Below are 19,948 nucleotides of genomic sequence, written 5' to 3' on the forward strand. Positions count from 1 at the left end.
CGGGCGTCAAACGCCCGCGTCCGTCGCCGCGTCGTAGTGATAGTGAAAGCAGGAGATCTTGTTGCCATCCGGATCGCGCAGATAGGCCACGTAAAAATCCGGCCCGTAATAGGGCCGGGTGCCCGGCGCGCCCGCATCGGTGCCGCCATGGGCGAGGCCTGAGGCATGAAAGGCGCGCACCTGCGCCGCGTCGCGGGCGGGGAAACCGACCATGGTGCCATTGCCGGTGCTGGCGGGCGAGCCATCGAACGGCGCGCAGACCCAGAAGCCGGTGCCATTGTCATAATCCTGGCCCCAGCCGGCCCAGCTTTCGGGCCAGTCGGGCAGGCGGGGCTGATCCAGCACGGTAAAGACCGCGTCATAGAACCGGACCGCGCGGGCCAGGTCGTTGGTGCCGAAGGTGGTATAGATGTTCATGGGGTGCCTCGCAGGGATCGGTTGCGCGATCATGCGTGGTCTCTGGCCCGGGCGAAAGCCTGAAAGACTTAGGTCGTACCTGAGAGTGCAAGGCCGGGGGACGCCGTCCCCCGGACCCCCTGGGAGTATTTTCGACCAGAAAGAAGCAGGAGGGACCGGGTTTTTGCCGGTTCCTCCCGGTCTTGGGGTGTCAGCCCTGAAGGCTGCGCACCTCGATATCCCCCTCGGCCTGCGCCTTGATCGCCAAGGCGGCGGCGTTGCTGCCGGCGGCGGTGGTGAAATAGGGGATCTTGTCATACAGCGCGATGGAGCGGATGGCCTTGCTGTCACTGACGGCCTGGGCGCCTTCGGTGGTGTTCATCACCAGATGCACCTGCCCGTCCTTCAGCATGTCGACCACGTCGGGGCGGCCCTCATAGACCTTGTTCACCACCTCGCAGGGCACGCCGTGGCCCTCCAGCCAGCTTTGCGTTCCGCGCGTGGCAACCAGGGTGAAACCCTGATCCACCAGCACCTGCGCGGCCTCGAGCATGGCGGCGCCCTTGTCGGCGTCCTTGATCGAGATGAAGGCACGGCCTTCGCTGGGCAGCACCATGCCCGCGCCCATCTGCGCCTTGAGGAAGGCGCGGGCAAAGGAGCGGTCCCAGCCCATCACCTCGCCAGTGGAGCGCATTTCGGGGCCAAGGATAGTGTCGACGCCGGGGAAGCGGGCGAAGGGCAGCACCGCTTCCTTGACCGAGAACCAGGGCATGTTGGGGTCGGCCAGCGTCATCTGGTCGGCGATCTTGGTATCGTCACCCTCTTTGTAGGGGGGGCGCATCGGGAAGGCGCTGAGCTTTTCGCCCGCCATCACCCGCGCGGCGATGGAAGCGATGGCAGAGTCCGTGGCCTTGGCCACGAAGGGCACGGTGCGGCTGGCGCGAGGGTTGACCTCGATCAGGTAGATCTCGTCGTCCTTGATCGCGAATTGCACGTTCATCAGGCCGACCACGTTCAGGGCACGGGCCAGTTTGTTGGTCTGGTCCTTGATCTGCTCGATGATCTCGGGCGAGAGCGAATAGGGTGGCAGCGAACAGGCGCTGTCGCCGGAGTGTACGCCCGCCTCTTCGATATGCTGCATGATGCCGGCCACATGCACCGCCTCGCCATCGCAGAGCGCGTCCACGTCGAGTTCCACCGCGCCCGACAGGTAGCTGTCGAGCAGCACCGGGCTGTCGCCCGAGACCACCACCGCCTCGGCGATGTAGCGGCGCAGCTGATCCATGTCGCGCACGATCTCCATGGCGCGGCCCCCCAGCACGTAAGAGGGGCGGATCACCAGCGGGAAGCCGATATCCTCGGCGATGGCCAGTGCCTGGGCATCTGTCGAGGCAATGCCGTTCTTGGGCTGTTTCAGGCCCAGCCGGTTGACCAGATCCTGGAAGCGCTCGCGGTCCTCGGCCAGGTCGATGGCGTCGGGCGTGGTGCCCAGGATCGGGATGCCGGCCTGTTCCAGCGCATTGGCCAGTTTCAGCGGGGTCTGGCCGCCGAACTGCACGATGACGCCGTGCAGGGTGCCGTTCTGTTGCTCGACCCGCAGGATTTCCATCACATGTTCAAAGGTCAGCGGTTCGAAATAGAGCCGGTCCGAGGTGTCATAGTCGGTCGACACGGTTTCCGGGTTGCAGTTGACCATGATGGTTTCATAGCCCGCATCGGTCAGCGCGAAACAGGCGTGGCAGCAGCAATAGTCGAACTCGATCCCCTGGCCGATCCGGTTGGGACCGCCGCCCAGGATGACCACCTTTTTGCGGTCACTGGGGCGCGCCTCGCATTCCACCTCGCCCATCATCGGGGCTTCGTAGGTCGAGTACATATAGGGGGTCTGCGCCTCGAATTCGGCGGCGCAGGTGTCGATCCGCTTGAACACGGCGGTAACGCCCAGGTTGTGGCGGGCGCGGCGTACGTTGTCCTCGTCGCGGCCGGTCAGCTGGCCGAGGCGCGCATCGGTGAAGCCCAGCATCTTGAGCGCGCGCAGGCCTTCCTCGTTGGTGGGCAGGCCGGTCTTGCGCAGGGCGCGTTCCTCTTCGACGATCTCGCGGATCCGGGCGAGGAACCAGGGGTCGAATTTGGTGACGCCAAAGATCTCATCATCCGACAGCCCGTGCCGCATCGCCTGGGCGATGGTGCGCAGCCGGTCGGGGGTCTGGCGGCTGATCGCCTTGATCACATGCGCCTTGTCGTCTGCGCCTTCGACCGCATCCCAGAGGCCGACGGAGAGGCCGGGAATGGTGACCTCGTCAAAGCCGGTCAGGCCCGATTCCATCGAGGCCAGAGCCTTTTGCATCGATTCGTGGATGGTGCGGCCGATCGACATCGCCTCGCCCACCGATTTCATCGCGGTGGTCAGATAGGGTTCCGATCCAGGGAATTTCTCGAAGGCGAATTTCGGGATCTTGGTGACGACATAGTCGATGGTCGGCTCAAAGCTGGCCGGTGTCACCTTGGTGATGTCATTGTCCAGTTCGTCGAGCGTATAGCCCACCGCCAGCTTGGCCGCGATCTTGGCAATCGGGAAACCGGTCGCCTTGGAGGCCAGTGCGGACGAGCGCGATACCCGCGGGTTCATCTCGATCACCACCATGCGGCCGTCATCCGGGTTCACCGCCCATTGCACGTTCGAGCCGCCGGTTTCCACCCCGATCTCGCGCAGCACGGCGATGGAGCCGTTGCGCATGATCTGGTATTCCTTGTCGGTCAGCGTCAGCGCCGGGGCCACGGTGATCGAGTCGCCGGTGTGGACGCCCATCGGATCGACGTTTTCGATGGAACAGACGATGATCGCGTTGTCCGCCTTGTCGCGGACAACCTCCATCTCGTATTCCTTCCAGCCCAACAGGCTCTCGTCGATCAGGATCTGCGCCACAGGCGAGGCTTCGAGGCCGGAGCGGCAGAAATGCTCGTAATCGTCGCGGTTATAGGCCACGCCGCCGCCGGTGCCGCCCAGAGTGAAGGCGGGGCGAATGATCGCGGGCAGGCCGATTTCCTCGAGCGCGTCCATCGCTTGGGCCAGGCCCGCGCGGATGTCATACTTGCCCTTGTCGTTCTTGGGGGCCGACACGATGGTCGCCTTGGGGTTTTCCAGTCCGATCCGGTCCATCGCCTCGCGGAACAGCTTGCGATCTTCGGCCATTTCGATGGCATGGCGCTTGGCGCCGATCATCTCGACCCCGAACTTCTCCAGCACGCCCATTTCTTCGAGCGCCAGCGAGGTGTTGAGACCGGTCTGCCCGCCCATGGTGGGCAACAGCGCGTCGGGGCGCTCTTTCTCGATGATCTTGGCGACCACCTCGGGCGTGATTGGTTCGATATAGGTGGCATCGGCCAGGCCCGGATCGGTCATGATCGTCGCCGGGTTCGAGTTCACCAGGATCACCCGATACCCCTCTTCGCGTAGCGCCTTGCAGGCCTGCGCGCCGGAATAGTCGAATTCACAGGCCTGCCCGATGACAATCGGCCCGGCTCCAATGATCATGATCGACTGGATGTCGGTTCTCTTCGGCATGGCTGGCCCCTTTGATTTTTTGCGAGTCACGAGCGCCCGCCCAGCGCCCAAATTGTCGTGCGTTATAGGCGCCTCGGGGAAAGGTGCAAGAGGGATCGGAAAGCGGCGTGAATTTGCCGCTTTCTGCTCTTTCGCCCGTACACGAAATCTCTATACCCCAGCGGCACGCCAATTGGCAGGGGGAGCGGACCCAGATGCAGCTTCGTTTCGATCAGGGGCCTGCCGGGGCCGGAACCGGCTTCGACCGCCCGGTAAGGGTGATCCGGGCCGATACCGCCGCGCAGGTGCCCGCGGCGCTGGCCGATCTGGATGTGGCGCGGGCGGATGGCGCTTGGCTGGCGGGCTATGCCAGTTACGAGCTGGGCTATGCGCTGGAACCGCGCCTGACCCGGCTGATGCCCGAAGGGCGGCGGCTGCCGCTTCTGTGTTTCGGCGTCTATGACGGGCCAAAGGTGCTGCCGCTGCCGACCCCCGGCGGCGGGATCGACGATTTCGCCCCCCGCTGGGACAGCGCGCGCTATGGTGCGGCCTTTGACCATGTGCACCGCGCCATCGGCGCGGGAGAGTTCTATCAGGCCAACCTGACCTTTCCGGTCGATCTGCGTCTTCATGGCGCCGCGCCTGCGCTTTATGCCGCGCTTGCTGCGCGCCAACCGGTCGGACATGGCGTGCTGGTGACGCAGGACGGGCTGCCCGATATCCTCTGTCGCTCACCCGAGCTGTTCTTTCGCATCGACCCCGAAGGCTGGATCGAGACCCGCCCTATGAAGGGCACCCAGCCGCGCAGCGACGATCCGGTCGAGGATGCCCGCCGCCGCGCCTGGCTGGCGCGCGATGCCAAGAACCGCGCCGAGAACCTAATGATCGTCGATCTGTTGCGCAACGATATCAGCCGGGTGGCACTGCCCGGTTCGGTTCATGTGCCCGAACTGTTCCAGATCGAGACCTATGCCACGGTGCATCAGATGGTGTCGCGCGTCGCCGCTCGGTTGCGGGACGATGTGGCACTTTCGGATATCCTGCGGGCGCTGTTTCCCTGCGGCTCGATCACCGGCGCGCCCAAGATCCGCGCGATGGAAACCTTGGCGCGCCTTGAACCCTGGCCGCGCGACATCTATTGCGGCACCATCGGCTGGGCGGCGCCCGATGGCGCCTGCGAATTCAACGTGGCGATCCGCACGTTGCTGGTCGATGGCGCGCGCGCCACGCTCAATGTCGGCGGCGGCGTGGTCTGGGACAGCACCGCCCGCTCGGAATACGAGGAGGCGCTATGGAAGGCCCGCTTTGCCCGCCAGATGATCCCGGCTTTCGCCTGATCGAGACGCTGGGCTGGCACCCGGACGAGGGGCCGCGCCGTGCCGCGCTGCATCTGGCGCGCATGGCCCGGTCCGCCGCCGCCCTCAGGATGCGGTTTGATCAGACCAAGGCGCAGCACCTGCTGGACCAGATCTGCGGCCCGGCGCCGCTCCGCTGCCGCCTGACCCTCGATCCCAAGGGCGTGTTGGCGCTGGAAACCGCCCCGCTTGCCGCGGCCGCGCCGCTCTGGCGTGTCGCGATCCATCCCGAACGGCTCGACGCAGATGATCCCTGGCTCCGCCACAAGACCACAAGGCGCGCGCTGTATGACCGTGCCCGCGCCATGCTGCCTGCTGGCATGGACGAGTGGCTGTTCCTCAATCGGGCGGGACAGCTTTGCGAGGGCACAATCACCACTGTCTTTGCCGCCATCCAGGACGATCTGCTGACACCCCCGCTTGCCGACGGCTTGCTGCCCGGTATCCTGCGCGCGGAGTTGCTTGCCACCGGTCAGGTGCGCGAGGCCACGCTGACCCCGACCGATCTGTGCGATGCCAGCGCACTGTATTGCGGCAACTCCCTGCGCGGGCTGATCCCCGCCCACCTTTGTTCGAACACGTGACAGCCCCCTTCATTTCGCCAAAAATACTCCGGGGGGCCGCCGTCAGGCGGTGGGGGCAGCGCCCCCTCCCGCGCAAAGCCAGAGAAATCAGGGTGATTTGGCCACAAACCCCGGATGCGCGCGGCGTGGCCTTGACTTCCCCGGCCTATCGCGCTGTATCGGCGCGACGCTTTCTCCGCCCGAAGGGATATCACCGATGCACGCCTATCGCAGCCATACCTGCGCCGCCCTGACCGCCGCCAATGTCGGCGAAACCGTTCGCCTGTCCGGCTGGGTCCACCGGGTGCGCGACCATGGCGGGGTGTTGTTCATCGACCTGCGCGACCATTACGGCGTGACCCAGGTGCTGTGCGACGGCGACAGCGCCGCCTTCGCCGCCCTGGAAAAGGTCCGCTCGGAATGGTGCATCCGCATCGACGGCACGGTCAAGGCGCGCGACGCGGACCTGGTCAATCCCAAGCTGCCCACCGGCGAGATCGAGGTCTATGTCCGCGAGCTCGAGGTGTTGGGCCGCGCCGAGGAACTGCCGCTGATGGTGTTCGGCGATCAGGAATACCCCGAGGAAACCCGCCTGCGCTATCGCTATCTCGACCTGCGCCGCGAGGCGATGCAGGCCAACATGACCCTGCGCTCGGACGTGGTGGCCTCGATGCGCCGCCGCATGTGGAGGCAGGGGTTCCGTGAATACCAGACCCCGATCATCACCGCCTCCAGCCCCGAGGGTGCGCGCGACTTCCTGGTGCCCTCGCGCCTGCATCCGGGCCGCTTCTATGCGCTGCCGCAGGCGCCCCAGCAGTTCAAGCAGCTGATCATGGTCTCGGGCTTTGACAAGTATTTCCAGATCGCACCCTGTTTCCGCGACGAGGACCCGCGCGCCGACCGTTCGCCCACCGATTTCTACCAGCTCGACCTGGAAATGAGCTTTGTCACCCAGCAGGATGTGTTCGACACGATCGCGCCGGTGCTGGCGGGCGTGTTCGAGGAATTCGGCGGTGGCCGCAAGGTCGATGCGCCGCAGGACTGGCCGCAGATCGCCTATGCCGATGCCGCCAAATGGTACGGCACCGACAAGCCCGACCTGCGCAACCCGATCAAGATGCAGGACTGTTCCGAGCATTTCCGCGGCTCGGGCTTTGCCATCTTCGCCAAGCTTTTGGAGCAGGAAGGCACCGAGATCCGCGCCATTCCTGCCCCCACCGGCGGCAGCCGCAAGTTCTGTGACCGGATGAACGCCTTTGCCCAGAAAGAGGGCCTGCCGGGCATGGGCTATATCTTCTGGCGCGATCAGGGTGATGGGATGGAAGCCGCCGGACCGCTCGCCAAGAACATCGGGCCCGAGCGCACCGAGGCGATCCGCCAGCAGCTGGGTCTGGGCGTGGGCGACGCCGCCTTCTTCCTGGGCGGCAAGCCCAAGTCGTTCGAAAAGGTCGCGGGCAAGGCGCGCGACGTGATCGGAGCCGAACTGGGTCTGACCGAGACCGACCGCTTTGCCTTTGCCTGGATCGTGGACTTCCCGATCTACGAGCGCGACGAGGAAACCGGCGAGATCGACTTTGAACACAATCCCTTCTCGATGCCGCAAGGTGGGATGGAGGCGCTCAATGGCGACCCGATGGCAGTGCGTGGTTTCCAGTACGACCTCGCCTGCAACGGCTATGAACTGGTGTCGGGTGCGATCCGTAACCACAAGCCCGAGATCATGCTCAAGGCGTTCGAACTGGCCGGATATGGCGCCGACGAGGTCAAGGCCCGCTTTGGCGCGCTCTTCAACGCCTTCCATTACGGCGCGCCGCCGCACGGGGGCTGTGCCGCCGGGATCGACCGCATCGTGATGCTGCTGGCGGACGAGGCCAACATTCGCGAAGTGATGATGTTCCCGATGAACCAGCGCGCCGAGGATCTGATGATGCAGGCGCCGTCCGAGCCCAGCTCGGACCAGCTGATGGAACTGGGCCTGCGGGTGATCCCGCAGGACTGAGCGTGGTTCAGTCCGGTGTGATGTTGCCGGGGCGTATCCCGAAGACCAGCACCGGACAGCCGCCGCTGCGCCCTGCCGCGATGCGGCTGAGCAGCTTGTGGGTGCCGGTGGTGCTGGCGCCGAACTTGGCCGCGACGGTGCTGGCGGTCTCGTTGCCGTCCTTGTCCAGGCAATAGCCCAGCGACTGAAAGAACTCGGGCGGCAGCGCCCGGGTCACGATGACGCCCACGTCGATCACGCCCGCCTCGAAGAAGCTGCGAAAGGCGTAGAGATCGCGGTCATAGGTCTGGTCCTTGCTGTTCCACTCGTAGTCGAACGCCACCCGGCCGCGCCAGAAATCGACCAGGTGGTTGTGGATGTAATCGGCGCGCAGGATGCGGTCGATCTCGGGCGCGTTCTCGCCCTTGCCCTCGCGCAGGCGGACGGTCAGATCGGCCTCGATCCGGACCTCTTGGTGAAACCCCTCGGCCGCCGCCAGATCGGCAAAGCGGGTGGTGGCCGACATCCGGTTGCCGCCGGGCGAGCGGATTTCGGTGCGGCTGATGGTAAAGGTGTCGAGGATGCGCAGGATCGCGGCCAGTTCGGCGGGCGCGCGCTGGGCGATCACGGCGGCGGCACTGCGATAGCTGGCCACCGAATAGCGCGGGCCGAGAGTCCAGCCCAGCTGCGCCTCGACCGCGCCGCCCGGATCGAACACCGCATCGTCGATACTGCGGGCCATGTTACTCGGCCGCGACGCCGGAATTGTAGGAATAGGTCTTCCAGCTGGGCTTGTAATCGGCGTCGGCCTGATTGCCCCAGACGGTCCAGCCATCGCGCACGCCGCGCCCGAACATCTCCAGATAGGGGCCCCAGGAGCAGCTCTCGATCAGTTCGTATTGCTCGTCGGGCTTGCGCGAATGCTCGCGCTTGCGGGTCTGCATCATGTTGACCTGCCGCCGGCCCGGCGCCAGCGTGCGGGCATTCTTGCCCTTGGTGCCGAACAGCAGCAGCTCGGTCACGTTGCGGAAATAGAAACCCACGCCGCGCCCGTCCGAGCCGCCATCCTTGCGCACCTTGTGCCAGACGATGTTGGACTTGTACTCGAACCCCCAGGCGCTGAGCACCTGCAGCCCTTCGGGCAGCAGGGCGTTGGGCACCCAGAGATAGCAATGCGCCCTGTCCTCGAGATAATCGGCCACCGGCAGGGCGCAGATATCCTCCAGCGTCATGGTCGGATAGCGCGCCAGTCGCTTGTGTTCGGGCGCAACCTTGCCGGTGCGGTTGGTGAACCGCCAGGGCGGGTCGGCCATCACGGTGGCAAAACGGTCGTCACCCAGGAAATCCGACAGATCTTGAGAGGCTGATTGAGACATGTCCAACATATTGCGGTCTTCCCCCCCGATTGTCACGCCCCTTTTGCGGGGATGTCCACTCTAGGCGGGTGAGAACGAAAGGTAAACACGTTTTACGGCCCCGAGGCGGTATCGACGCAGCTGGTGACCTCCACCGACTGTGCCGCCGGGTTGCGGCCGCAACTACGTGGCACCCTGCCAGGATGGCGCAAGGATCAGCGCGCCTCGACCCGCCTGCGTCGCGGACCGGGCGTCTCGTACCAGCGCAGGGCATAGATCAGCACGCCAGCGGTCACGATGGCGATCGGCAGCATTCCGGCCATATCTCAGATCGCCTTTCTGTGATTCAGACGCTCCTGCACCAGTCCCGCGATCCGCGCCGTATCCGAGGTAACGGGGGCGCCACTGGCGCGGGTGCGGGCCAGTGCCTGCGCGGCCGAGGCCAGCGCGTGATCCTCGGCGCTGCGCGCCAATCCCAGCAGGAATTGCGCAATATAGTCCAGCGTCTGGGGGTCGGACCTTTCGCTCAGCACATCGGCCACATGGGCCATGTCGTCCTGATAGGCGATCGGGTCGGGGCGGATATGCTCGTCATGCAGGATACGCGGGCCGGTGGGCTGGCGGTCGGCGGGCAGGCGCGACAGGATTTCGGCCTGGAAGGTCGCAAGCGAGGTTACCGGTTTGGCCAGGAACCCGTCGGCGCCGGCCTCCAGCGCCATTTCTTCGGCGCCATCGTCGCCCGAGGTGCCCAAGATCACCACGATCCGGGGCGCGGTATGGGCCATCTCCTCGATCAGGTCGGCGCCCGAGCCATCGGGCAGCCCCATATCGACGATGATCACCGAGGGGCGGTAGATCTGCAAATGCCTGCGTGCCGATTTCAGGCAATCCGCGCGCCTGATGCGAGCGCCGCTGCGCAGGCACAAAAGGCGCATCGCCTCACAGGCAAAGCGGCTGTCCTCGACCACGAGAATGGTCAGCCCCAGCAGCGGGCGGGTAACCGTCGGCAGCCGGTGCGGGGCGGCAAAGGGATCAGAATCATCCATGGCTGGCTCCTTCAGCAGACGCCTCAACGCTAGGTCACGCTGGCTAACAGGACGTTAATGGGCGATTTGGCGCACTTGCCCCGACAGGCCGCACACCGCATAAGACGCGCAACCCGATGAACCATTGGAGGATGATCATGATCGGCCGTTTGAACCATGTCGCCATTGCCGTACCGGATCTCGAGGCCGCGTCCGCGCAATATCGCAGCGCACTGGGCGCCAAGGTGGGCGCGCCGCAGGACGAGCCCGACCACGGCGTGACCGTGGTGTTCATCGAATTGCCGAACACCAAGATCGAACTGCTCTATCCGCTGGGAGAGAATAGCCCGATCCAGGGCTTTCTGGACAAGAACCCCTCGGGCGGCATTCACCACGTCTGCTATGAGGTCGAGGATATCATCGCCGCGCGCGACCACCTGAAATCCACCGGCGCCCGCGTGTTGGGCACCGGCGAACCCAAGATCGGCGCCCATGGCAAACCGGTGCTGTTCCTGCACCCAAAGGATTTCAACGGCTGTCTGGTGGAACTGGAGCAGGTCTGACCCATATCAGGGTGAAACCCAAAGGGGACGAACATGTCGATCACATCCGCATTGGTGCTGTTCTCGGTCATCTGGTTCATGACCTTCCTGATCGTGTTGCCGATCCGCGTGCGCACGCAGGGCGATCTGGGTGATATCGTGCCCGGCACCCATGCCGGTGCCCCCGAGCATCACCATCTGAAAACCAAGGCCTGGATCACCACCGGTCTTACGGTGGTGCTCTGGGCGATCATCGGGGGCATCATCCTGTCCGGGTGGATCAGCGTCGATGACATCAACCTGCTCAAGGTGATGCCGCCGCTGGAGTGAGAACAGGGCACCCCGGTGCCCCTCCACAGCGTTCAGCGGGTCCCATTCACCGCGTGAAAGATATGGGTGAAAGTGGCCGCACCCAGGATCGGGATCAGCAGGTTCACCAGCGGCACCGACAGCGGGATCGCCATCAGGGCGCCGGCAAGCCAGATCGTCATCAGGTGTTTCGAGCGCAGTCGGCGTGCCTCGGCCCGCCCGACCCTGCGCATCGCGGCCAGGGTGAAATACTCCCGGCCCAGCAGGAACCCGTTCAGCCCCCAGAAGATGAACAGCGCAAAGGGCGCGAACATCGCATAGAGGACAAAGGCCGCCAGGTTGGCCGCGATCAGCACGCCCAGAAAGTTGACCGTGTCCTTGAGCGCCTCGCCAAACGGAACCGTGGTCGCGGCGGGCAGGTTCGGGTAATGCCGGTCCTCGACCGCCTGCGCCACTTCGTCCAGGAACATGGATGTGATGGCCGAGGCCACCGGCACCATCAGGAACACCGACAACACCAGCATGAAGATCAGCGATGAGACGCTGAGCAGACCGCCGACCCAAGTCACCTCTCCTAGAACCGGTAACGTGACCTCGGGACCGACCAGCCATTGGATGAGCCACAGAAACAGCGCATAGACCGCCACCAACAGCGCCAGCGTGAGGCCCACCCCCAGGCCCAGCACCTTGCGAAAGCGCGGATCGCCGATCTGGCCCAGCGCGGCGAGGAAAGCGTTGACGATGATCATGCCGAGACCCAGGTGGTGATGGCCTCCAGATCCGGTCGGGGCCGGTCGGGCGGGGCGCTGGATTCGGTGGCGATATGGATCAGGCCGGCCACCCGTTCATGGGCTTCAAGCCCCAGCCCCTCGGCACAGAATGCGCGGTCATGCGAGGGCCAGCCGCTCAGCCAGTTGGCGCCCCAGCCTGCCGCCAGCGCCGCGTTCAGCAACGCCAGGCAGACCGCGCCAGCCGAATAGGTCTGTTCGATCGCGGGGATCTTGGGGCTGTCCTTCTGCACCTCGATCACAGCCACTGCCAGAATGCCCTGATCGAATTGCGACCGGCCCTTGGCGATATCCTCGTCCGGTTTGCCCAGCGCACGCCCCCGCGCCTCGGCCAGATCGGCCAGCCGCGCCATCGCACCCTGTTCCAGAACAATGAATCGCCAGGGTTCCAGTTTTCCATGATCAGGGCTGCGCGCGGCGGCGGTCAGGATCGGCAGCAAAGCCTGACGGTTGGGCGCCGGAGCAGTCAGGGTCTTGGCTGGGCGCGACCGGCGAGTTTGCAGAAACTCCAGGGCGGCATCGTTGCGCGGTGGCATATGTAAATCCCTTTCACATCAATCGCTCTCAGCTATCTCGGCGACCGGGCGTCGAGTTTCAAGGGTAAATCATGCGTGAAGGGTGGCTTTTGCCAGGGCGGGCGGAAGCAGACCGTGCTAGTTTATGTCCGTCCTTGGAGTGTTCTCGATGACCTCGCATGCTTTTCTGATTATGGCGTTGCTGGCGCTGAGCGCTTGCGCCGCGACTGAACCGCAGCCTGTGGCGCAATATCCCGGCAGCTTGCCGCCCCCCACCGCACAACGTGACAGCGAGGCCCGAAAGGCCGCTTCGGCCTATTACCTGGGGCCGCGCGGAGAAGAGTGGTACTGAGCACCATGCTGGGCTTTTGCGTGGAACCCTGTAGAACGGGGGCATGGCGAAGCCCAAGGTCACATCCCTTCCCGATCTGTCTTACCTGGCCCGGCCGGGGCAAGAGATTGCCCTGCGTGTCACACCAAAGGCCGCGCGCGACAGCGTGACCCTAACTGATACCGGGTTGAAGATATCCGTCACCGCCCCACCCGAGGACGGCAAGGCCAATGAGGCGGTGCGCAAGCTGCTGGCGCGCGCCATGGGTGTTGCGCCCAGCCGGCTGGACCTCAGGCGAGGCCAGACCGCGCGTGACAAGACATTTGTCTATCTGGGGGGCTGAGGGTCAACCCGGCACCTCGCGCAGCTGATACACCCCCTCGGGCAGATCCAGCGCCGCCGCCAGATCGCGCAGCTGTTCGGGCGACAGGGTGATCTTTTGCATCGTTTCAGTGCGTGGGTCGTATTGCTCGACCGTCACGCATTCGGCAAAGGAATTGATGACCACATCCTCCTGCAAGGGGGTCTCTCCCTCGTCGACAAGCGTGATCACGGTCGAGTCGAATTCATGTTCGATGGTAAACATATCGCCACAGTGGCGGCGGCGTCCGGCCAATGCAAGCCCGCGCGCGCGGCAGGGGCTGGAAGCCGCCCAGCGCGCAGGCTAAACTCTGACCCGAATGTCGAAAAACGATAAAGGTTTCCCATGCGGCGGTTTCTGTTTCTGACGGTTGCGCTTGGCTTGTTGTCTGCGTGCGAGGTGTCCGATCCCGGACCCGTCGCCCCTCTGCCGTCGGTCCCGGACAGCCCGCCGTTGAGCGCAAGCGCCGCGCAGTCGGCCTTTGCCAGTGTGTCGGCACGAGTGCGGCCGGTGGCGGTTCGCGAATGCCAGCAGCGCACCCAGGGGGCCAATTGCGATTTCAAGATCGAGATCGACCCCAACCCCAAGGCGCCGGTCAACGCCTATCAGACGGTGGACAAGAACGGCCGGCCGCTGATCATCTTTACCCGGTCCATGATTGCCACCGCGCGCAATGCCGACGAGCTTGCCTTTGTCATGGGGCATGAGGCGGCGCATCACATTCGCGGCCATCTGGCGCGTCAGAATGCCAGCGCCGTCGCCGGTGCCATCATCCTCGGCGGTCTGGCAGGACTGGCGGGAGGCGGGTCCTCGACCATCGACGCCGCCACACAGATCGGCGCCAGCGTAGGTGCACTCACCTACTCCAAGGAGTATGAGCTGGAGGCCGATGAGCTGGGTACGGTGATCACCCACAAGGCCGGTTACAATCCGCTGGTGGGGGCGCATTTCTTCTCGCGCATTCCCGATCCGGGCGACCGGTTCCTGGGTTCGCACCCGCCCAATTCGGCCCGCATCCAGACGGTGCAGCGGACCGCCAGCAGCCTGGGCCTGACCCAGTGACCGGGCTGACCCGGCTGGGCGTGGTGTTGTCCGATCGCGGTTCGAAATACGCGGTCAGCGGCGCACCGGCCCGTAGCCGGGAGGAGGTGGACGCGGTTCTTGCCGAACTGAAAGCGGACCGCGCCTATGCCAAGGCAACTCACAATACCTGGGCGGCGCTGCTGCCCACGGGCGCGCTCAAGGCCGATGACGGCGAATCCGGCGCCGCCATGGTGATTCTGCGGATGATGGAGCGCGCCGAACTGGCCGATCATGTCATCGTGGTCACTCGCTGGTATGGCGGCAAGAAGCTGGGTGGCGACCGGTTCCGCCGGGTGGGAGATGCCACCCGCGCCTATCTTGATCACCTGGGCTTGGGTGCTTGACCTGCGTCAAGGGCAGGGCGCGCGCTCTGCGCTAGTCTGATGTTATCGCCGCCGCGACAGTAGAGGACAATATGGCCGACCGAGACACGTTGAGAAAACACGCAGACCTGTTCGACCGAATGGCCACCACGTTGGGACACGATCTGGAGGAATCGGCCTTGAAAGGCCAGTTGCGCATCGACGAGATCAGCGATGCGGTTCTGGCCTGCACCGGGTGCAGCAATCCCGCGCACTGTTCCGAATGGCTCGGCACCCGCGACACCGCGCTTCAGGCGCCGCAATACTGCCGCAACCGCGCATTGCTCGACCGTCTGCACCCCTAGACGGCCCGCACAGGTTCAAGGAGATTTCCATGGCTCAGATTCCACTGGGCGATATCGAGCGGCATTTCTGGCTGACCCGCTCGGTGGCCCGCACCATCGGCGTGTCCTTTACCGAGGCACTGACCGAGAAACGCCTGACCGAGGAAGATTACGCCGAACTCGTCACTCGCTGCCGTGCCGCGGAATGCACGGAACCCTGCCAGCTCTGGCTCGCCTGCCAGCAGGGCCGGGCCGAGGCCGCGCCCGAGTTCTGCACCAATGCCGAGGCGCTCAACCGCCTGCGCTGATCACAGCTTGCTGTGGCTGCCATCGCAGAGCGGCTGTTTGCTCGAATGCTTGCAGCCGCAAAAGAACACCTTCTTGTCCGCTTCGGCGGTGTATTTCACCGGCGAAAACTCGGTCCCCTTGTGCGAGCCGTCGCAAAAGGGCTGTTTCTGCGATTTGCCGCAGGCGCACCAGAAATAGGATTTTCCTTCGGTCACCTCGACCGCAAAGGGGGCTTTCTGGACGATCTCGGGACTGTCGGACATGAGGCTGTTCCTTTGAGTGGCGTATGTCTGTCGACTGCACGATAGCGCGGATCGGGCGCAGGGAAAGGGGTGCCTTGTCGCGCATAGCTGACCCGCCTTATGGACTGCGGGGGCGCCTGCGCACTTTCTTTATACGGCTCGGCGACCGCATCATTTGGAGTTGGGCCGGGCTGGTCTCGGCGGAGCTAGCGCTGTGGCTGCTGCTCGGCACCGGCGAGCGCGCGCTGCTTCTGGTACTGGGCATGTTGGCGCTGGTGGCGGAACTGTTCAATACGGCCATCGAGGGAGCCATCGACTATACTTCGAACGAACAGCACGCATTGGCGGACTGGGCGAAAGACGCAGCTAGCGCCGGGGTGGCGCCTGCGGCTGTGGCCGCCGGGTTGGTGGTGTTGGTTTCCGGGGATATCGATCTTATTCGTCTTCGAATTCGTCGATTTCTTGCTGAAACAGGTCTATTAGCTGAATTTGGGATTCAATTATCTCTAATGTTGTATGAAGGATCGGTTCTTCGCTGGTACGTGAGGATCGAGAGAAAGCCTGAACTTCAAAACTATTACTCTCGTGGTTGATATTGAAGTGTCTCTTGATGATACCGGAGTAAGTCGGGTGTACCTGTTCCGAAGTCGATCGAAATATGCTTTCGTACTCGTGCTTCATTCCAGCGCGATGAAACTTCGTTTGCGAATTCAGCGTCTTGCTTCCTGTCGCCTCGACTTCTGTGATTCTCTGATCAACTATCTCAAGCTCTTCGTCCACGTCGATGTGTTGCGAGATCAAGTTCAGAAAAGGGTTGCCTTCCTTTGCTTCTCTCAAGGTTCCCTTCAACCCAGTAAGAAAGGGTTTTTTGAAGTGGCGGTGATACCCATTATCCTGAATGCAGTTCTTTAACTCTACATAGTGCTCAAGAAGTGACCGAAACAAAATCTCTGAATCGAAGGATTTTCCTTCTTTGAGTAGAAGCAGAACAGCGTGAGACCTTTCGAGTACCGAAAGAGCCAATCCAACGACGACTTGATGTCTGAAGTCTTCTTTGTCGAAACGAAGATTTTCCAGTCGCTCGATGCAATCATGGATGCCATCATCGAGCGACTTAAGCTCATCGGTTGTCAGATGAGAGCAGTTCACTTGGTGGCTCGCCCCCACAAATCGTATTCACCGGCCTCGTCCACTTCGACCGTCACGATATCGCCGGGCTGCAAGCCTTCGAATCCCTCGTCGATGAACAGGTTGCCGTCGATCTCGGGGGCGTCCGACTTGGTGCGGCAGGTGGCGGCCTCGTCGTCGACCTCGTCGACGATCACCTCGATCACCTGTCCCACCCGCGCGGCCAGCTTCGCCTCGGAAATCGCCTGCGCTTTTTCCATGAACCGGTCCCAGCGCTCTTGCTTGACCTCTGCCGGAACATGATCAGGCAGGTCGTTCGATCGGGCACCCGCCACGTTTTCGTATTGGAAGCAGCCCACGCGATCCAGCTGCGCCTCGTCCAGCCAGTCGAGAAGGGTCTGGAACTCGGCCTCGGTCTCGCCCGGATAGCCCACGATGAAGGTCGAGCGCAGGGTAATCTCGGGGCAGATCCCGCGCCAGGCCGCGATCTCGTCCAGGGTGCGCGCCGCCGCCGCCGGGCGGGCCATGCGTTTCAGCGTGTCGGGATGTGCGTGCTGGAAGGGAATATCCAGATAGGGCAACAGGTTGCACCCCGCATCTGCCATCAGCGGGATCAGCTCGCGCACATGCGGATAGGGGTAGACGTAGTGCAGCCGTACCCAGGCGTCGAGCTGTCCCAGCTCGCGCGCCAGATCGGTGATATGGCTGCGGATCTCGCGGTTTTTCCACAGGTTGGTGTCATACTTGCGGTCCAGCCCGTAAGCGCTTGTATCCTGAGAGATGATCAGAAGTTCCTTCACACCGTTATCCACAAGCTTTTCCGCCTCGCGGAGCACCGCATGGGCGGGGCGGCTGGCCAGCTTGCCGCGCATGTCGGGGATGATGCAGAACTTGCACTTGTGGTTGCAGCCCTCTGAAATCTTGAGGTAACTATAATGGCGCGGTGTCAGCTGGACGCCCGAGGCGGGCAGCAGGTCGACAAACGGGTCCGGATCGGGCGGGACCGCGCCATGCACGGCATCCAGCACCTGCTCGTATTGATGCGGGCCGGTGACGGCCAGAATGCGCGGATGATGCTCGCGGATATAGTCGGGTTCGGCCCCCAGGCAGCCCGTCACGATCACCTTGCCGTTTTCCTTGAGTGCTTCTCCGATCGCCTCCAGGCTCTCGGCCTTGGCACTGTCAAGGAAGCCACAGGTGTTGACGATCACCGCATCGGCGCCTGCATAGTCGGGCGAGATGCCATAGCCCTCGGCCCTGAGCCGGGTCAGGATGCGCTCGCTGTCGACCAGCGCCTTGGGACAGCCCAGCGAGACCATGCCGATGGTCGGCTGGCCGGGGCGGGTGGCGGCGGTGCCTAGGCGGGCGGCGGGGGCCAGGTCGGGGCGCAGGTTCGGAGGGTTCGTGCTCATGGCGCGCATATAGAGGGGAAAGCTTCCCCTTGCAAATGTTGCGCAACCGGAGTGGGCTGACCATATCGCAAGAGGCAAACAGGCAGGGAGCGCGCATATGCGGTGGATCGTGCGAATCGGGATCACTCTGGTACTGGCGGCGGTGGTTCTGGTGGCGGTGCTGCTGCTGTTGCCCGGTGACCGGCTGGCGCGACTGGCCATCGAACAGATCCGCAAACAGACGGGGCGCGAGGTCACGGTGGCGGGCGAGGTCAAGCTCAGCTTCTGGCCGGTGCTCGGGGTCGAGACCGGACCGGTGACGGTGGCCAATGCCGAGTGGGCGAGCAGCGCACCGATGTTGCAGGCGCAGGGGCTGGCGATCGGCGTTGCGGCGCCTGCCCTTTTGGGTGGCGAGGTGCGGATCACCCGCATCCTCGCCCAGGATCCGGTGCTGCGGCTGGAAACTGCCAAGGGTCGGGTGAACTGGGAGTTCACACCCTCGCGTGTGACCGGTGGCGCGGCGGCGCCTTCGACATCCGGAGCGGGCGGTCAATTAGTGACGCTCGACGGGCTGGAGTTGAAGAACGCCCGGCTGATCTATATCGAGGAGGGCAAGACCAGCTTCGATTTCGGCGGCGTCGATCTGTCGGCCAGCTGGCCCGCAAAAGATGCGCCGCTCAAGATGCAGGCGCGGCTGGAGCCGGGAACGGGGTCGATCTCGGTAGAACTCACCCTGTCCGATCTGGGTGCCTTTTCGAACGGACAGGTCAGCGCGATGCAAATGACGATGGCGGCGCCCAGGACCAGCATCACCTTTGACGGGCGTGCCAGTATCGACGGTGCGCTGGCTGGAACCGCCACGCTTGATACCAGCGACAGTGCCGCGATGCTGGCGGCCTTTGGCCAGGCTGGTATTAGCCTGCCGCGCGGGCTGGGGCAGCGGGCCGATCTGCGCGCCCAGATCACCTATACCGCCGACGGGCGGCTGGCGCTGCGCGAGCTTGCGGCCGATCTCGACGGCAACCGGCTGAACGGCGCCGCCGATGTGACGGTGGCCGACCCGCCGCAGGTGACCGCGCGCCTGACCGCCGGTGCGCTGGATCTGACCGGGCTTGCCGCCGCTGGCGGGACAGGCTCGGGCGGCAGCGACGCGGCCTCGGGCTGGTCCGAGGCGTCCATCGACGCCTCGGCGCTGGCTCTTGCCAATGGCACGCTGCATCTGAGCGCCGGTTCCATCGCGCTGCCCGGGCTGGAACTGGGTCAAAGCGTACTCAGCCTGTCGCTTGATAACAGCCGCGCGGTGGTCGACATGGCGCCTGTCTCGCTGTTTTCGGGGCAATTGAGCGGTCAGGTCGTGGCCAATAACCGCAACGGCTTGTCGGTTGGCGGCGATCTGCGGGCCGAAGGCATCGAGATGCGCGAGGCGCTGGCGACGCTGGGCGGGATCGAACGGCTTTCGGGCGCGGCCTCGGGCGAGCTGAAGTTCCTGGGGGTTGGCCAGAGCGAGGCGCAGATCATGCGATCGCTCTCGGGCGAGGGTCGGCTTGCGATGGGTCGCGGAGTGATCTCGGGCTTCGACCTCGACAACCTGATGGGGCGCGGGGCCAAGGGCGGCGGCACCACCGTGTTCAACAGCCTCACCGCCAGCTACCGGATGGACAAGGGCAACCTCTTTAACGAGGACCTGCTGATGCTGCTCGACAATTTCAAGGCCAACGGCACCGGGCGCGTCGGTCTGGGCGCGCGGGATATCGACTACCTGTTTACGCCCGTCGCGCTGCGGGCCAATGCGGGGCAGGGAATTGCTGTGCCGGTTCGCATCGTCGGCCCCTGGGCCGACCCGGCGATCCGTCCCGATCTGAGCCAGGTGATCGAAGCGGCGACCGGCCTCGACAAGGAGGCGGTCGAGACCAAGGCCAAGGACGAGTTGCGCCGAAAGCTGGGAGAGGAGCTGGATACCGAGATCACGCCCGATCAGAATGTCGAAGAGTTGATCAAGGACCGGCTGGAACAGGAGGCCACCAAGGGCTTGCTCAAGCTACTTGGTGCCGATTGAGGTAAGGGACAAGGGGGCGCTGCCCCCGTCACCTTCGGTGACTCCCCCGGGA

At 64.2% G+C, this 19,948-nt stretch carries 23 protein-coding genes and 1 pseudogene; 13 read left to right on the forward strand and 11 right to left on the reverse strand.

Features of this window, described 5'->3' with window-relative positions; all coding sequences use genetic code 11:
* Positions 1-6: 6 nt before the first annotated feature.
* Together AC2FNA_RS20075 and carB are read right to left on the reverse strand one after the other, a co-directional pair.
* Complete coding sequence (locus AC2FNA_RS20075) at positions 7-417, reverse strand: VOC family protein (RefSeq protein ID WP_496829592.1); 411 nt, start codon at positions 415-417, stop codon at positions 7-9.
* 190 nt (positions 418-607) lie between these two features.
* Complete coding sequence (carB, locus tag AC2FNA_RS20080) at positions 608-3,961, reverse strand: carbamoyl-phosphate synthase large subunit (protein ID WP_496829594.1); 3,354 nt, start codon at positions 3,959-3,961, stop codon at positions 608-610.
* Between the two features lie 194 nt (positions 3,962-4,155).
* On the opposite strand from carB, the gene AC2FNA_RS20085 reads away from it, so the two are divergent.
* The 3 genes from AC2FNA_RS20085 (at position 4,156) to aspS (ending at position 7,857) form a co-directional block, all read left to right on the forward strand.
* On the forward strand, positions 4,156-5,277 hold the full coding sequence (locus AC2FNA_RS20085) for an aminodeoxychorismate synthase component I (protein WP_496829596.1): 1,122 nt from the start codon (positions 4,156-4,158) through the stop codon (positions 5,275-5,277).
* On the forward strand, positions 5,232-5,879 hold the full coding sequence (locus AC2FNA_RS20090; protein WP_496829598.1) for an aminotransferase class IV family protein: 648 nt from the start codon (positions 5,232-5,234) through the stop codon (positions 5,877-5,879). The genes AC2FNA_RS20085 and AC2FNA_RS20090 overlap by 46 nt, the downstream gene beginning before the upstream one ends.
* A gap of 196 nt (positions 5,880-6,075) precedes the next feature.
* On the forward strand, positions 6,076-7,857 hold the full coding sequence (gene aspS, locus AC2FNA_RS20095) for an aspartate--tRNA ligase (protein ID WP_496829600.1): 1,782 nt from the start codon (positions 6,076-6,078) through the stop codon (positions 7,855-7,857).
* Positions 7,858-7,864: 7 nt separating this feature from the next.
* On the opposite strand, the gene AC2FNA_RS20100 is transcribed toward aspS, so the two are convergent.
* From AC2FNA_RS20100 to AC2FNA_RS20110, 3 genes are all read right to left on the reverse strand, one after another.
* Complete coding sequence (locus tag AC2FNA_RS20100; RefSeq protein WP_496829602.1) at positions 7,865-8,578, reverse strand: BglII/BstYI family type II restriction endonuclease; 714 nt, start codon at positions 8,576-8,578, stop codon at positions 7,865-7,867.
* Position 8,579: 1 nt separating this feature from the next.
* Positions 8,580-9,212: an MT-A70 family methyltransferase gene (locus tag AC2FNA_RS20105; protein WP_234170268.1), complete on the reverse strand. Its 633-nt coding sequence runs from the start codon at positions 9,210-9,212 to the stop codon at positions 8,580-8,582.
* 305 nt (positions 9,213-9,517) lie between these two features.
* On the reverse strand, positions 9,518-10,237 hold the full coding sequence (locus AC2FNA_RS20110) for a response regulator (protein ID WP_496829604.1): 720 nt from the start codon (positions 10,235-10,237) through the stop codon (positions 9,518-9,520).
* A gap of 137 nt (positions 10,238-10,374) precedes the next feature.
* On the opposite strand from AC2FNA_RS20110, the gene mce reads away from it, so the two are divergent.
* Complete coding sequence (mce, locus tag AC2FNA_RS20115; RefSeq protein ID WP_044029028.1) at positions 10,375-10,779, forward strand: methylmalonyl-CoA epimerase; 405 nt, start codon at positions 10,375-10,377, stop codon at positions 10,777-10,779.
* Positions 10,780-10,812: 33 nt separating this feature from the next.
* Complete coding sequence (locus AC2FNA_RS20120) at positions 10,813-11,088, forward strand: DUF1467 family protein (protein ID WP_234139361.1); 276 nt, start codon at positions 10,813-10,815, stop codon at positions 11,086-11,088.
* A 32-nt stretch (positions 11,089-11,120) separates the two neighbouring features.
* Here AC2FNA_RS20120 and AC2FNA_RS20125 read toward each other — a convergent pair whose 3' ends face one another.
* Together AC2FNA_RS20125 and AC2FNA_RS20130 are read right to left on the reverse strand one after the other, a co-directional pair.
* Positions 11,121-11,816: an EI24 domain-containing protein gene (locus tag AC2FNA_RS20125; protein WP_496829607.1), complete on the reverse strand. Its 696-nt coding sequence runs from the start codon at positions 11,814-11,816 to the stop codon at positions 11,121-11,123.
* Positions 11,813-12,391: a nitroreductase family protein gene (locus AC2FNA_RS20130; RefSeq protein WP_496829609.1), complete on the reverse strand. Its 579-nt coding sequence runs from the start codon at positions 12,389-12,391 to the stop codon at positions 11,813-11,815. Before AC2FNA_RS20130 ends, AC2FNA_RS20125 begins: the two co-directional genes overlap by 4 nt.
* A 124-nt stretch (positions 12,392-12,515) precedes the next feature.
* On the opposite strand from AC2FNA_RS20130, the gene AC2FNA_RS20135 reads away from it, so the two are divergent.
* Positions 12,516-12,722 carry a hypothetical protein gene (locus AC2FNA_RS20135; protein WP_496829611.1) on the forward strand — a complete coding sequence of 69 codons (207 nt, stop codon included), beginning with the start codon at positions 12,516-12,518 and terminating at the stop codon, positions 12,720-12,722.
* A 43-nt stretch (positions 12,723-12,765) separates the two neighbouring features.
* Positions 12,766-13,044, forward strand: a complete 279-nt coding sequence (locus AC2FNA_RS20140) for a DUF167 domain-containing protein (RefSeq protein ID WP_496829613.1) — start codon at positions 12,766-12,768, stop codon at positions 13,042-13,044.
* Positions 13,045-13,047: 3 nt separating this feature from the next.
* Here the strand turns inward: AC2FNA_RS20140 and AC2FNA_RS20145 are convergent, their stop codons facing one another.
* Positions 13,048-13,287: a DUF8831 family protein gene (locus AC2FNA_RS20145; RefSeq protein ID WP_234139366.1), complete on the reverse strand. Its 240-nt coding sequence runs from the start codon at positions 13,285-13,287 to the stop codon at positions 13,048-13,050.
* A 120-nt stretch (positions 13,288-13,407) separates the two neighbouring features.
* Here AC2FNA_RS20145 and AC2FNA_RS20150 point away from each other — a divergent pair, with 120 nt between their 5' ends.
* From AC2FNA_RS20150 to AC2FNA_RS20165, 4 genes are all read left to right on the forward strand, one after another.
* Positions 13,408-14,124, forward strand: a complete 717-nt coding sequence (locus AC2FNA_RS20150; protein WP_496829615.1) for a M48 family metallopeptidase — start codon at positions 13,408-13,410, stop codon at positions 14,122-14,124.
* Entirely contained in the window at positions 14,121-14,489 is a 369-nt protein-coding gene (locus tag AC2FNA_RS20155; RefSeq protein ID WP_496829617.1) for a YigZ family protein, read from the forward strand. Before AC2FNA_RS20150 ends, AC2FNA_RS20155 begins: the two co-directional genes overlap by 4 nt.
* Before the next feature lie 71 nt (positions 14,490-14,560).
* On the forward strand, positions 14,561-14,812 hold the full coding sequence (locus AC2FNA_RS20160) for a DUF6455 family protein (RefSeq protein WP_234170262.1): 252 nt from the start codon (positions 14,561-14,563) through the stop codon (positions 14,810-14,812).
* Positions 14,813-14,841: 29 nt separating this feature from the next.
* Positions 14,842-15,099, forward strand: a complete 258-nt coding sequence (locus tag AC2FNA_RS20165; RefSeq protein WP_496829619.1) for a DUF6455 family protein — start codon at positions 14,842-14,844, stop codon at positions 15,097-15,099.
* On the opposite strand, the gene AC2FNA_RS20170 is transcribed toward AC2FNA_RS20165, so the two are convergent.
* Positions 15,100-15,342 (reverse strand): CDGSH iron-sulfur domain-containing protein, encoded by a 243-nt coding sequence (locus tag AC2FNA_RS20170; RefSeq protein ID WP_496829621.1) that lies wholly within the window; start codon positions 15,340-15,342, stop codon positions 15,100-15,102.
* 74 nt (positions 15,343-15,416) lie between these two features.
* Between AC2FNA_RS20170 and AC2FNA_RS20175 the strand changes: the two genes are divergently transcribed.
* Entirely contained in the window at positions 15,417-15,914 is a 498-nt protein-coding gene (locus AC2FNA_RS20175) for a diacylglycerol kinase (protein WP_496829623.1), read from the forward strand.
* Between the two features lie 61 nt (positions 15,915-15,975).
* Here AC2FNA_RS20175 and AC2FNA_RS20180 read toward each other — a convergent pair.
* Positions 15,976-16,488, reverse strand: a pseudogene (locus AC2FNA_RS20180) (DUF5677 domain-containing protein); the annotation flags it as partial.
* Positions 16,467-17,861, reverse strand: coding sequence for a 30S ribosomal protein S12 methylthiotransferase RimO (rimO, locus tag AC2FNA_RS20185; protein ID WP_496829625.1), 1,395 nt, complete (start codon positions 17,859-17,861; stop codon positions 16,467-16,469). The pseudogene AC2FNA_RS20180 and the gene rimO, both read right to left, overlap by 22 nt.
* A 97-nt stretch (positions 17,862-17,958) precedes the next feature.
* On the opposite strand from rimO, the gene AC2FNA_RS20190 reads away from it, so the two are divergent.
* A complete protein-coding gene (locus tag AC2FNA_RS20190; protein ID WP_496829627.1) occupies positions 17,959-19,896 on the forward strand; it encodes an AsmA family protein in 1,938 nt (645 codons plus the stop codon).
* The last annotated feature ends 52 nt before the right edge of the window (positions 19,897-19,948 follow it).

This window comes from Ruegeria sp. YKSD163 (assembly GCF_059612905.1).